The sequence below is a fragment of the Caenispirillum salinarum genome, from assembly GCF_044803115.1.
Classification (GTDB): domain Bacteria; phylum Pseudomonadota; class Alphaproteobacteria; order Rhodospirillales; family Rhodospirillaceae; genus Caenispirillum; species Caenispirillum salinarum_A.
Window position 1 is genome coordinate 1198678 of sequence record NZ_CP085224.1, and the last position, 13120, is coordinate 1211797.

The window sequence follows — 13120 nt, forward strand, 5'->3', positions numbered from 1 at the left end:
CGGCCGCCGGATGGCCCGGCGGCCGCCGTTCGTCCGTCCTGGGGCGGCGCGCCGTCAGTCCTTGGCGACGTAGACCACGCTCTCGGGCAGCTTGTAGGTCCAGGGCAGGCCGCTGTTGCGCCAGCCCGAGACGTCGCGCACGCCGGCCGAGGGGCCGTCCTTGCGCTTGCCGCCCTCGAAGCCGTCCACCATGGTGTAGGCGTTGGTCCAGCCGCGATCATGGAACATGTCGGCGGCCGGGGCGCTGCGGGTGGAGCCCGACCGGCACATGAACACCAGCTTGGCGTCCTTGGGCACGTTCATGGCCTCAAGCCTCGCCTCCACCTCGTCGGCGAAGGCGGGGTTGGTCTCCATGGACCACACGCCCTTCTCGGCGTTCAGCTTGGCGCGGTTCGCCATCTTGTAGGGGACGTGGATGTCGGTGTCCTTGGCGAAGCCGGTGAACATGACCTCGACAGGGTCGCGCACGTCGATGAGCACCACCGAGGGGTCGGCCTGCATCATCTCGTAGGCTTCCTTGGCGGTGACGTAGAGGCCCGACTTGACCTGCGCCGTCGCCTTGCTCGGCGCGTCGGCGGCCACCGCGGGGGCAGCGGTCAGCGCCAGCGGCGCGGTGACGGTGAAGGCCAGGGCGCAGGCGAGGCCGAGGGCGCGCAGCGGGCGGAACAGTGGGGTCGTCATGCGGCGGCTCCCTGGCATCAGAACGTGAAGTAGCGGACGTCGGGCTGGGCCATGTATTCGCCGATCACCGGCGGCTTGACCGGGGAGACGCCCTCGATCAGGTCCTCGGCGGTGTGGGTGCTGTTGGGCAGATAGATGCCGCAGACCTCGGCCGTCGCGCCCTTCTTCACCAGCCCGGCGAGAAGCTGCTGCGGGGTGGCGTCCGGCCCCTTCAGGGTCGGCATCTCGGCACCCTTCAGCGCCATGTCGCCGCCCGGACCACACAGCAGCACGCGCACCTCGGCGCCGTGGCCGACAGCCTGGTGGCCCAGGATCATCGCCATGGCCTGGGTCTGCGGGTCGTCGGAGGTGACGACGATGAAGGTCTTGTCGGCGGCGGCGGCCGTACCGGGGGAAACCAGCGCGCCGAAAGCGGTCGCCAGCGCCACGGCGGCGCCCAGGATGAACGTGCGCATGGATGGATGCTCCTTCCTTGTCCAACGGGATGGAGCGAAGATAACAGGTTTTTCTTATATTCGTAATTGCTTATTCGCAATCGGCCGGAGGATCTGGACGGTGGAGTTGGAGGCAGGTCTCATCAAATGGATCGCGCTGGGCGCCGTGGTGTGGGGCGCGCTGGGCTGGCATCTGTGGCGGCGGCGGAAGTAGGAGGGGCGGCGCACGCCCCTCCCCTTAAATCCCCCCGGCGGCCGGGGCGGTCGCTTCCGCCGCGTCCTCCTGGTCGTCCTCGTCCTCGCGCACACGGAAGAACAGGGCGTAGAACACCGGCACCGCGATCAGGGTCAGCACGGTGGCGAAGGCCAGGCCGCCCATGATGGTTGCGGCCATGGACGCGAAGAAGACGTCGAACAGCAGCGGCACCATGCCCAGGATCGTGGTCACCGCCGCCAGAAGCACCGGGCTGAACCGGCTGACGCTGGCGTCGACGATGGCTGCGTGGCGGTGGTGGCCGCCCGAGATGCGCAGGTCGATCTCGTCCACCAGCACGATGGCGTTCTTGATGAGCATGCCTGACAGGCTGAGCATGCCCAGCAGCGCCATGAAGCCGAACGGCAGCCCCGTCGTCAGCAGTGCGATGGTGACGCCGCAGATCGCCATGGGCACGCACAGCCAGATGATCAGCGGCTGGCGCACCTTGCCGAACAGCGCGATGGTGATCAGCACCATCGCCAGGAACCCGAGCGGCAGGCCGGCGGCCAGCGAGGCCTGCGCCTCTGACGAGTTCTCGTGCTCGCCCCCCCATTCCAGCCGGTAGCCTTCGGGCAGGTCGATGGCTTCCACCAGCGGCCGCACGTTCTGGAAGGCCGCCGCCGCGTTGCCGCCATAGGGCGGGTCGGCCTGGGCGGTGATCGTGCGCTGCTTGTCCAGCCGGCGGATGATGCCGTTCTCGTCGGCGGTGTCGAAGCTGTCCACAACCTCGCTCATGGGCACATAGGACCGCGAGGCCGGCGCCCACACCCGGCGGTCGCGCAGGTCGGCGTTGGCGCCGCGCTCGCCCTCGGGCGCCCGCATGACGATGGGGATGAGGCGGTCGCCCTCGCGGTACAGGCCCACCTGCCGGCCCTCTGTCGCCACGGCCAGCGCGTCGGCGATGTCGCGGCGGGTGACGCCGACGCCGGTGGCGCGATCCTCGGCCATGCGCGGGACGATGAGCTTTTCGCGCTGGCGCCAGTCGTGGCGCACGTTGATGAGCCCGGCCTCGCGGAACAGCTCCTGCGCCTGCAACGACAGCCGCCGCAGCACCGCCGGGTCCGCGCCGGAGAACCGCGCCTCGATCTTCGCGCCGCCGCCGGGGCCGAGCTGCACGCGCTCCATCTTGGCCTCGGCCTCGGGATAAGTTTCCGACAGCCATTGCAGGGCGGCCGCGCCGATGGCGGGAATCCGGTCGGCGTCCTCCGCCCGTACGACGAACTGGCCGTAGGAATCGTTGGGACGTTCCGACGCATAGACCAGCATCATGCGGTCGGCGCCGCCGCCGATGAAGGTGCTGACGTTGGTGACGCCCTCCATGCCGCGCAGGTGGTCCTCGATCTCGGCCATGTCCTCGGCGGTGGCGCGGATGTCGGTGCCCTGCTGGCGCCAGTAGTCGATGTAGAAGATGGGCGTCGCGCTGTCGGGGAAGAACGACTGCTTGACGAAGCCGAACCCCGCCACGGCCGCCACCGTCAGCCCGACCAGCGCCAGGATGGTCATCAGCCGGTGGCGCAGGGCGGCCTCCACGCTGCGGCGATATCCGCGCAGGAGCACCGGCTCCCCCGCCTCCGCCGCTGCTTCCGCCGATCGGGTCTTGAACAGGTAGGACGCCAGCAGCGGCGTCACCGTCACGGCGAGAATCCAGCTCAGCAGCAGCGAAATGCCGATGACGGCGAACAGGCTGAAGGTGAACTCGCCGGTGGCGTCGTCGGACAGGCCGATGCCGGAAAAGGCCAGGATGCCGATGACGGTCGCCGCCAGCAGCGGGATCTGCGTCTGCCCGGCGATCTCGCTGGCCGCCGCCTTGGCCGACACGCCGCGCTTCATGCGTACCATCATGCCCTCGGCGATGACGATGGCGTTGTCCACCAGCATCCCCATGGCGATGATGAGGGCGCCGAGCGATATGCGCTGCATGGTGATGCCGAAAACCTTCATCATCAGCAGCGTGCCCAGCACGGTCAGCAGCAGCACGCCGCCCACCACGACGCCGCCGCGCCAGCCCATGGCGAGGCACAGCACCAGGATCACGATGGCCACCGAGCTTGCCAGGTTGACGATGAAGCCGCTGACGGCGCGGTCGACCACCTTGTGCTGCTCGTAGATGGGCTGCATCTGCACGCCGACGGGCAGGGTGCGCATGACCTCGGCCAGGCGGGCCTCCACGGCCTCGCCGACCTCGACGATGTTGGTGCCCGACTGGGCGGAAACGCCGATGGTGGCCGCCGGCACGCCGTCGTGGCGGATCAGCTTGTCCGGCACGTCCTTGTAGCCGCGGGTAATGTCGGCGATGTCACCCAGACGAATGGTGTTTCCGCCGCCCGCCGGACCGGCGCTCAGAAACAGGTTCTGGATGCGCTCAACCGACGTGAACCCGCCCGAGGGCGACAGGCGGACGTACTGGTCGTCGACGCGCATGGCGCCGCTGTCCACCACGGCGTTCTGCACCGACAGCGCATCGCCGATGGTGGTCGGCGGGATGCCCAGCTGGGTGATGACGGACTGGGGGATTTCCACGAAGATGCGCTCTTCCCGCAGCCCGTCGAGCGAAACCTTCGCCACGCCGGGCACCTGCAACAGTTCCTGCCGCAGGGTGCGGGCGAAGTCGCGCAGGTCTCCCTGCGTGTAGTCGGGCGCGGTGAGCGCATAGAACAGGCCGAAGACGTCGCCGAAATCGTCGTTGACGGTCGACGGCTTGGCGCCCGGCGGCAGGTCGCCCTGCATGTCGTTGACCTTGCGGCGCAGCTCGTCCCAGATTTGTGGCAGGGTCTCGCTGTCGTACTCGCTGCGCATCTCCACCGTGATCTGCGACATGCCCGGCGTTGAGCGCGAGCGCACCTCCTTGACCTGCGGCAGGCGCTGGATCGCGGTTTCAAGCTGGTCGGTCACCTCCTGCTCCACCTCCACTGCCGAGGCGCCGGGGTAGGGGGTGGTGATGACCGCTTCCTTGATGGTGAATTCGGGGTCTTCCAGGCGGCCGAGGGTCAGCAGGCCCCAGATGCCGCCGATCAGGCAGATGAGGATGATGAGCCAGGTGTTGACCGGCTTCTCGATGGAGGCGCGCGCGATATCCATGACGGTTTGAACTCCTCGCCTCAGCGCGCCGGCCGGACGTCGACGGGGCGCACCTTCTGCCCCTCCGACAGGAAGCCGGCACCGGCGGAAACGATGGTCTCGCCGCCTTCCAGCCCTTCCAGCACCTCCAGCCGGCCGTCGGCCAGCGAGCCGACCTTCACCGGCTGCGGGTGGACGGTGTTCGTCTCCTCGTCCAGAACCCAGACGCGGAAATCACCCTCCGGCCCCGCATCCACGGCCCCGGCGGGCACCACCAGCGCGCCGGCGCCCGCATCGGCGATGGCGACCTCCACGGTGGCCGACATGCCGGGCAGCACGCCGATGTCCTCGGGGTTCTCCATGGAGAAGGTGACCGTATAGGCGCGCGTGCTGGGATCGGGCTCGGTAGCCCATTCCTTGATGGTCAGCGGAAACACCCGCTCCGGCCGCGCGGAGAGGGAGGCGGTGACGGACACCAGGTCCTCCTGCCGGGTGCGGCCCATGGTGATCTCGGGCACGCTGACCTCCACGTCCAGCGTCGAGATGTCCTGCAACAGGGCCACGGGCGCGCCGGCCTGCACGTTGGTGAAGCGGTCCACCAGACGCTCGGCCACCAGCGCCTTGAAGGGTGCCTCGATGCGGGTGTAGTCCAGGTTCTGTTCCGCCCGGTCGACGGCGACCCGCGCCAGTTCGTAGGCGGCCCGGGCGTCGTCGAGGGTGGCCTGAGAGACATGGCCGTCCGCGCGCAGGGCCCTTTTCCGCTCCAGTTCCTTGCGCAACTGGTCGGCGCGTACCCGCGCCTCGCGCAGGGCCAGTTCATAGTCGGTGGCGTCCAGGGCGGCGATCAGGGCGCCTTCCTCCACCGTTTCGCCCTCGCGCACGGGAAATTCCGCGATCTTGCCCGGCACCTGGAAGGACACGGTGGAGGTCTGCGCCGCCTCCACCCGCGCCGGGAAGCGGCGGATGTCGTTGGCCGCGCCGGGCTCCACGGTCATGACGCGCACGGGGCGGACGTCGGGCTCCAGGGTTCGGGCTGCGTCCCCGTCCTGGCCGGCGGCATCGTCGCAGGCGGCAAGCGCAAGGCCCGACAGCAGCAGGACTGCGGCAGCGGAAAGGCGGCGGGGAAGGGCGGTCATCGGGAGTCTCCCGTCTCGGTCAGGATGCGGTGCGCCTGCGCGCGCAACTCGGTCTTTTCGTCGTCGGTCAGCGGCGAGATGCCCAGGATGTCCAGGAAGTGCAGCCCGTGCATGGACAGCCACAGAAGCCGCGCGGTGGGCACCTCGGCCTCCAGGTCGCGCATGGCGGCGGCCGTTTCCTCCAGCACCTTGCGGCCCGGGGCCAGCAGGTCCGGGTTGTGGGCGGCGGCGGCGATGAGGGTGAGGCCGAATTCCCGCTCCACCGGCTGGCGCTCGATGCAGGCGGCCAGGTGGGCGCGGCCGGCACCGTGGGCGGCATCGTCCGGCAGGGCCGCGCGCAGGTCCGCGACCCGCGCCATGTGGCGCTCCAGCGTGCGTGCGAGAAGCCCTTGCAGCAGGGCCTCCTTGCTGCGGAAGTGATAGAGCATGCCGCCCTTGCTGACGCCGGCTTCGGCCACCACGGCGTCCAGGGTCAGGTGGGCGGCGCCGTCGCGGGTAACCACGCGCTCGGCGGCGTCGAGCACCCGCTCGCGCAGGGGGCGCTTGGCGCCGGGGGAAGGGGCGGGGGAAGGGGCGGGGGAAGGGGACATGGGGGCAGCTCGCAGGTATTTTTCGTACCGTCTGGACGGTAGGGCCAGCAGCTCCCGCTGTCAATCCGGCTACGCACGAAAATGGCGGGCCGGATCGTCCGACCCGCCATCCGCGGGAAAACAGTGTGTGCTGCGTGCGCTACTCGGCCAGGAAAGCCTCGATGGCGTCGGCGGCATCTTCCGTGAAGAAGTCGAGGAACATGTGGTCGGCGCCGTCGACCACGGTGACCTCCACGTTCTCCTTGTCGGTGATGCCGCTCTCCTCCAGCCGGGCCGGCAGGTCGGGCACCACTGTGTCCGCCCCGCCCACGATGATCAGGGTCGGCTCATCGACGCCCTTCAGGACCGCCGGCGTGTCGCGGTCGGGATTGGGCGCGTAATAGTCGACGAAGGACGCCGCCGTCACGCGCGCGTTCTGGCAGTAGACGAAGCCCGGAACCCCGATCATGGTGTCGCCCTTGCCCTCGTCCACCAGCGCCTTGGCTTCCTGGTAGAGCGTGTCCAGGTCGGCGCCGAAGCGGTCGGTGTAGGCCGTGGCATCCTCGCCCTCGCGCCAGGTCGCCGGCGCCATGAGAACAAGGCGGGTCAGCGCCGGATCATCCTCGGCGGCGGCGAAGCGCGCCACCTGATTGCCGCCGCGCGAGTGGCCGAGCATGGGAACGGCGGTGGCGCCGTGCTCCTTCAGCCAGGCGAGCCAGGTGCCGATCTCGGTCATGGCGTCGCTGTCCTTGTGGGTGTGGGGCATGCCGCAGTCCACCATGCCCGTGCGGTCGTCCACCGACAGCGACAGCGTGTGCGCCAGCGTCGCGATGCCCCGCTCGGCCAATGCCGTCTTCAGGTTCTCCATGATGGACATTTCGCCGTGCGCCAGCGTGCCGTGGGTCATCAGCAACACCCGGTCGGGCACGCCTTCGGTGTCGTCGGGGGTTGTCAGGTAGCCGTTGAGGGTCAGGTCAGCCAGGTCGATCTGCAGATGCTGCTCCGCCGCCTGCGCCTGGGCCGCCAGCCCGAGGGACAGCGCGAGCACCGCACCCGCCCCGTAGAACCACTTGAAAGCCATGGATGACGCCTCCCGAGATCGTTTATGAGACTTTCTTGATTTATCCGACGACTGTACTCGGGTTCGGGCGGTGTTACCAGGGCAGTCGGCTGCCGTCGTGAGAGAGAAAGGCACCATTGTCGTCGGGCGTAAGCCGGTCGATCACAGCCGCCAGCCGTGCCACGGCCTCCTCCGGCGTCCGCACGGTCAGGCCCGCCTTTCCGAAGGGGGCGGACAGGGCGGTGTCGGTGGTGCCGGGGTGCAGGGCGACCACGGCGGCCTCCTTGCGCTTGCGGCCCAGTTCGATCGCCATGGTCCGGACGATCTGGTTCTGTGCTGCCTTGGACGCGCGGTAGCTGTGCCAGCCGCCCAGGTGGTTGTCGCCGATGGAGCCCACCTTGGCCGACAGCGTGGCGGCGACGGCCTTGCCATCGCGCGGCAGGGCGGGCAGGGCGTGCTTGAGGATCAGCGCCGGGCCGATGGCGTTGACGGCGAAGGCGCGGGCCATGTGCGCAGGATCGATGGCGCGCCAGCTTTTCTCCGGTCCGAACCGGCCGTCGTGCAGGAACCCGCTGGCGTTGACCACCAGCCGCAGAGGCCCTGCCTCGGCGGCCATTTGCACGGCGGCGGCGACGGCGGCCTCGTCGGTCACGTCCACCGGCGGTGTGCCGGCGCGCGAGAAGGCGAAGACCTGATCGAAGGCGCCCGAGGCTTCGAGATGCGCCACGAAGGCGCGGCCCAGGCCGCCCGAGGCGCCGAAGACGGCGGCGACCCCGCCGGGGGGAAAGGACTGCATGACGGCTCCCGGTCTGTTGTGGCGTTGCTGACGATACGCACGACCGGCGGCGGCGGATGTCGGGGCGTCAGGACGCGCCCGCCTCCGTCGCCAGTGCCGCGTGCAGGGCGGACAGCAACCGCGCCGCCTCCACCGGGCGGTCGAGCACCGCCGTCACGCCGGGCAGGGCGGCGGCTGCATCCTGTGCCGTCTCCTCACCCGCCAGCAGGACCGTCGCAAGCGCGGGATTGCGGTGCCGCAGGCGGTGCAGCAGGTCCTTCACGCCGTCGCCGTGCGCCGCCGGAGGCAGGGCCGCGAGAAGCACCTGCGGCGGGTCCAGCCGCGCCTTGCCCTCCGCCTCCGGCACGGAGGCGGCGGTGGTGACCCTGAAGCCGCGCTCGATCAGGATCACGGCCAGAGTCTGACGGGTGGCCTCTTCGGGCTCCATCAGCAGGACATGGCCGGTCGGCCCGGCCGCAGAGGCGGCGGTGACGCCGGCCGCGCCGTTCAGCACCACGGCCGGTGGTGGCGCGCTTGCGGCGGTGGCCGGTGTCTCCGCGCCGGGGCCGTTGTCCCCGCTCAGCGGCAGGCGGATGGTAAAGACGGCGCCGTCGCGGTTGGCCGGCCGCAACGTGCCCCCCATGCGCGAAATGGTGGACATGCAGATCGACAGGCCAAGGCCGGTGCCCAGGCCTTCCGTCTTGGTGGTGAAGAAGGGCTCGAAGATGTCGTCCAGCAGGGCGTCGGGGATGCCCGGCCCGGTATCGGCGACTTCCACGCAGATGCGGCGCGACTCCGGTTCCGGCTGGCCGACCACGGTCACGCGGGGACACCAGTCCGCCGGCCGTTCGGCGACCAGACGCCGGCGCGACTCCTGAAGCGCGTCGAAGGCATTCTTGAGCAGGTTGATGACCACCTGCTCAAGGTCCAGCGGGCTGCCCTCCACCACACCCAACTGGGCCGGCAGGTCGATGACGAGTTCGATCTCTTCGCGCTCGAAGACCGGGCGCATCATGTCGGCGGCACCGCGCAACGGCCCGGCGGCGTCGAAGCGCACGTGCCGGCCCTTGCTGGAGCGGCTGAAAACCCGGATGTGGTCGATGATCTCGGCCATGCGGCCGCACTGGCGGGTGGCCTGCTCCAGCTTGGCGTCCAGGTCGTCGGGCGCCAGGGGCGTGCGGGTCTGTTGCAGCCGGATGCCCTCCAGCCCCATGGACAGGATGTTGAGCGGCTGGCTCAGTTCGTGCGCGACGCTGGCCGCCATCTGGCCCAGCGTCGCCATCTTGGCCGTCTGCATCAGGCGGCCGCGCACACCCTGGCCGGCATCCAGCGGACGGATGACGGCCTGCGACGCCGGCTGGTCGTTGACGCGGATGGGGGCCGAGATGATCCAGGCGTCGAACAGGCTGCCGTCGCGGCGTTGCAGGTCCTCCTGGATGCCGTTCCACGGCTCGGTGGCGCTGGCGCGGATGGCGCTGCGGACGTAATCGCGCACCGCCGGCGCCACCATCGCCGAAACGGTGGCTTCGGCGGGCCAGTCCGCCGGATCGGCGTAGCCGAACAGGCTGCGGGCGGCGGAGTTGGCGAACAGCACGCGGTCGTCGCTGTGCACCACGATGGCCTCCGGCGACTGCTCCACCAGTGCGCGATAGCGGGCTTCGCTCTCGCGCACGGCGGTCTCGGCGGCCAGACGTTCCGAGACGTCGCGGAAGAACCACACCCGGCCGATGGAGGCGCCGGTCCCGTCGCGCAGTTCGCTCTCCAGGGTGTCGATGACGCGCCCGTCGGTCAGCGCCCGGCGCAGCCATCCGGCCTGGTCCGCTTCGCCCGTCGTTTCCGGTGTGCCGGGCGCCACGTGGCTTGCGATGTGGCGCAGCACGGGCAGCAGGCCACCCGCCGACAGCAGCGCCTCGGGCACATCCCACATGGCGCGGAACCGGCTGTTCCACGACCGCAGGCGGCCGTCGGCGTCGGTCACCAGCAGGGCGTCGGGCGAGGCTTCCTGCTGGATGCGCAGCAGGCTGTTCTGGAAGGCGATGGCCTTTTCTCTCGCGCGCTGTTCCGTCAGGTCCTGGATGACGCCGACCAGCAGCGGTTCCTGCTCGCCGACGCGCGGCTTGAGGCTCAGTGTCACCAGGGCCTCCACCGCCGTGCCGTCGCGCCGGAGGTAGCGCTTCTCATAGGACAGGCCCGCCGGACCCAGCGCCTCCATGCGCGAGATGCGGTACATGGTCGACAGGCGGTCGTCGGGGTGGGTCAGGTCCTCGATGTTGCGGCCCGTCAGCCCGCCCGGCTCGTATCCCAGCAGGCGGTCGAACACGGTGTTGGCGAAGCGGACCGTGCCGTCGGCCGCTGTCAGGCCCAACCCCACGCCGACGTTGTTGAGGATGGAGCGGAAGAGAAGCTCGCGCTCCGCCAAGTCGCGGGCCGCCTTCCGCTCGAAGCGCAGGCGCCGCATCATGAAGGGATAGAAGCCAAGAAGCCCCGCGACGATCACCCCGGCCAGCAGGTACTGCGGCCACAGTGCCGACAGCAGCCGTGCCCGCAGGTCGGCGGCGGCATGGGTCGCCACCGCAGCCAGCGGCAGACCATCGACGCGGGCGTAGGAGGCGATGCGGTCGCGGCCGTCGGGAAGGGCCTCGCTGCGCAGGGTCAGGCTTTCCACGCCGGTGCGCAGGGCTTGCCGCAGAGGGCCTTCGCTCAAGGCGGTGCCCGAGGCGCCCGGCGTCGAGGGGTAGTGCGCCAGCACCACGCCGTCGGTGCGCACTAGTGCGACGCTGCCCCGCGGGCCCAGCACCTGCTGCGAGAACACGTCGGCCAGGCTGTCGCCGGCGACCGAGAGCACGACGGCTCCGGTCGGGGAGCCGCCCTCGCGGCCCTCGATGGCGCGGGCGACCAGGAATGACGGCCAATCCATGAAGCGGCCCGCCACCGGTTCGGCGAAGACGGGGGTTCCCGGCTCGTCCATCGCGGCGGCGGCCGCATCGGCCAGGGCGCTGCGCTCGGGGGCGGCCGTTTCCTCGGGCCGCAGGGCATGGCGCACGGTGCCCGCAGCGTCCAGCAGCCAAAGGTTTTCCACCCAGCCCGTGTCGGCGGCGATGGTGTCCAGCTCGAGCATTTCGTTGACGGTTGCGCCGGTGTCGGCGTGGGCGGCGCTCCAGTCCGACCACCCGTGGTGCGAGACCTCGAAGGCGGTATGGCGCATGATGAGGTCGGCGCTTTCGAAATACCGGCTCATGTGCTGCTTGAGAACCAGCGCGCTGTCGCTGACGGCGCGCTCGGCATGGAGGGTGGCCGTGCGGTACTCGCTGTAGGCAGACAGGCTGAGACCTGCCAGCACGATGACCAGCACGCTTGCCCAGAGCAGCTTGAAGCGCCGTTCGTTCGCCCGGCTCGCGACATCCACCGCCGGGCCGGCGTACAGGCCGGTGCGGACGCCGGATGCCTGCGGTCCCAGGCCGGTCTCGTTCGGGCTCACACGTCTTTCCCCCGGAGCATGCGCCTGCGGTTTTCCTACTCCTTTGGGAGGAGGCCATTCTTCTGCTGCATTCTGATCGCTCGGGGCGCGCGCGGCAAGCAAAGGCATGACCGGCAGCCATGGCGGGCATCGCGCGGTCCCAGTTCCCCGGCAGGTGTTGCAGGCCTGCCGCAGTGGCCGCCTCACCGCTTCGGCGGGTGCGAAAACCGCTCCCGGCGCAGCGGCGCAGCGCTATACTTGCCACCGGCGCCGAGGGGGCGGCGCGTCATGCGTGGGAAGAGCGAGATCGATCATGAAAAAGCAAAGCGTTGAAGTGGGGCAGCGTTTCCGGGAACGCACCGCCTGGGGTGCGGAGTGGGAAGTGGAATACGTCTACCAGGACGGCGTGCGCATTCCGCACGCCAGGTTGCGGTCGCTGCGGTCGCCCGTGGATGCCCGCACGCTGGCCATCGAGGCCCTGCTGGACCGCGACCGCTTCGAGCGGGTGGCCTGACGACCGCCGTCCGTCCGCCCTGTCGTCCGCACGCGAAAAAGGCCGCACCCATGGGTGCGGCCTTGCTCGTTTTTGGGCTGCGACCACCGACGTTGACGCCGGCATCGGCGCACGGCGGCGCCTGCACGGGCGGCGCAGCGGAAATTCCGTGGTGTCAGTCGCGCGGCGGCACTCGGCGGCGGCGGTCGTCGATGCGGACGGGGATCGGCTTCGGCTCGGGCCTGAGCGCCCGCGCGGCGGCAACGCCCAGGGCGAGCGCGGCGCCCACGGCGGCAATGGCCGCGGTCAGCGGATCGGAAAGCAGGGTCGTCACGCTGGTCATGGGCGGGCTCCCGTCCTTGATCGATATTTGAACAATCGCCCCATTGAAGTGAGGCAGCGGGCGATCGAATTCAAGATACGCCCGCTACCTTATCCCGTCGCCGCACGCGAGGGAACCGCAAATGCCTCAGGCGCGGCCCTCGTCGCGGGCGATGAAGCGCATCATCCAGGTGCCCAGCAGGCCCAGCGCCACGATGCCGAAGCCGATCAGCACGGCCACCGTCGGGCCGCTCTCGAAGCCGAACATTTTGCCGGACGTGCCCTGGACCAACAGGGTATCCACCAGCGCCCAGATGAAGACGGGGGCAGCCATGAAACCAACCAGGACGAGGGGGAGGAAGCGCATCACAATCTCCGAGTTTTCTTGTGGATTTTTCGCCCGCCGGGGCGCCGTTGTGCGCTGCGAAGACCGGGCGCCTGTCACCTAGCGCCAAGGTCGGGTGTTTTCAAGGGAGATTCGGACGAAAGTCGCACGCCGAAGGATCAGCACACAAAAAAAGAGCCGGTCGCGCGCAAGCGGCGGCGGCCGGCCCAGTCTGGGAGATTGCGTCGGGTCGGGCAGGCGCGCCGCGACCCGCACCACGGAGGATGCTGCAACACCGCGATGGAAGCATGGGGCAGCGGCGAAACGCATTGACAAATCGCAGTCAGCCCCATAAGTCTTCGCCGGCCTGCAAGCGGAGGTGACAGCGCAGTGACGCGATGTCGACGGCAACGTCAAATTCCTCTTGCACGGCTTTGAAGGCCTTGTTATAAGGCCGCCCTCCACGGGAGCTGCGGGTGTAGCTCAGTTGGTTAGAGTGCCGGCCTGTCACGCCGGAGGTCGCGGGTTCGAGCCCCGTCACTCGCGCCACTCCCGG

Annotated in this window: 11 protein-coding genes and 1 tRNA gene; 2 read left to right on the forward strand and 10 right to left on the reverse strand. The window is 69.7% G+C overall.

All coding sequences use genetic code 11. The features are described 5' to 3' along the window. Nucleotides 1-54: 54 nt before the first annotated feature. From LG334_RS05620 to LG334_RS05655, 8 genes are all read right to left on the reverse strand, one after another. Nucleotides 55-681, reverse strand: a complete 627-nt coding sequence (locus tag LG334_RS05620; protein ID WP_404384125.1) for a rhodanese-like domain-containing protein — start codon at nucleotides 679-681, stop codon at nucleotides 55-57. Between the two features lie 17 nt (nucleotides 682-698). Beyond that, a complete protein-coding gene (locus LG334_RS05625) occupies nucleotides 699-1136 on the reverse strand; it encodes a hypothetical protein (RefSeq protein ID WP_404384127.1) in 438 nt (145 codons plus the stop codon). Between the two features lie 217 nt (nucleotides 1137-1353). Continuing rightward, complete coding sequence (locus LG334_RS05630) at nucleotides 1354-4449, reverse strand: efflux RND transporter permease subunit (RefSeq protein WP_404384129.1); 3096 nt, start codon at nucleotides 4447-4449, stop codon at nucleotides 1354-1356. Nucleotides 4450-4469: 20 nt separating this feature from the next. Continuing rightward, complete coding sequence (locus LG334_RS05635) at nucleotides 4470-5564, reverse strand: efflux RND transporter periplasmic adaptor subunit (RefSeq protein WP_404384131.1); 1095 nt, start codon at nucleotides 5562-5564, stop codon at nucleotides 4470-4472. After that, entirely contained in the window at nucleotides 5561-6154 is a 594-nt protein-coding gene (locus LG334_RS05640) for a TetR/AcrR family transcriptional regulator (RefSeq protein WP_404384133.1), read from the reverse strand. Before LG334_RS05640 ends, LG334_RS05635 begins: the two co-directional genes overlap by 4 nt. A gap of 139 nt (nucleotides 6155-6293) precedes the next feature. Then, nucleotides 6294-7214, reverse strand: coding sequence for an alpha/beta hydrolase (locus LG334_RS05645; protein ID WP_404384135.1), 921 nt, complete (start codon nucleotides 7212-7214; stop codon nucleotides 6294-6296). 73 nt (nucleotides 7215-7287) lie between these two features. Then, nucleotides 7288-7989 (reverse strand): SDR family NAD(P)-dependent oxidoreductase, encoded by a 702-nt coding sequence (locus tag LG334_RS05650; RefSeq protein WP_404384137.1) that lies wholly within the window; start codon nucleotides 7987-7989, stop codon nucleotides 7288-7290. A 67-nt stretch (nucleotides 7990-8056) separates the two neighbouring features. Beyond that, the gene (locus tag LG334_RS05655) at nucleotides 8057-11446 is read right to left on the reverse strand and encodes a PAS domain S-box protein (RefSeq protein ID WP_404384139.1); all 3390 of its coding nucleotides are present in this window, start codon (nucleotides 11444-11446) and stop codon (nucleotides 8057-8059) included. 292 nt (nucleotides 11447-11738) lie between these two features. On the opposite strand from LG334_RS05655, the gene LG334_RS05660 reads away from it, so the two are divergent. Continuing rightward, entirely contained in the window at nucleotides 11739-11939 is a 201-nt protein-coding gene (locus tag LG334_RS05660; RefSeq protein ID WP_009539520.1) for a hypothetical protein, read from the forward strand. Between the two features lie 154 nt (nucleotides 11940-12093). Here the strand turns inward: LG334_RS05660 and LG334_RS05665 are convergent, their stop codons facing one another. Both LG334_RS05665 and LG334_RS05670 read right to left on the reverse strand, forming a co-directional pair. Then, nucleotides 12094-12261 (reverse strand): hypothetical protein, encoded by a 168-nt coding sequence (locus tag LG334_RS05665; RefSeq protein WP_404384141.1) that lies wholly within the window; start codon nucleotides 12259-12261, stop codon nucleotides 12094-12096. 126 nt (nucleotides 12262-12387) lie between these two features. Then, nucleotides 12388-12606, reverse strand: coding sequence for a hypothetical protein (locus LG334_RS05670; protein WP_404384143.1), 219 nt, complete (start codon nucleotides 12604-12606; stop codon nucleotides 12388-12390). A gap of 430 nt (nucleotides 12607-13036) precedes the next feature. Between LG334_RS05670 and LG334_RS05675 the strand changes: the two genes are divergently transcribed. Beyond that, a tRNA-Asp gene (locus tag LG334_RS05675) sits at nucleotides 13037-13113 on the forward strand. The last annotated feature ends 7 nt before the right edge of the window (nucleotides 13114-13120 follow it).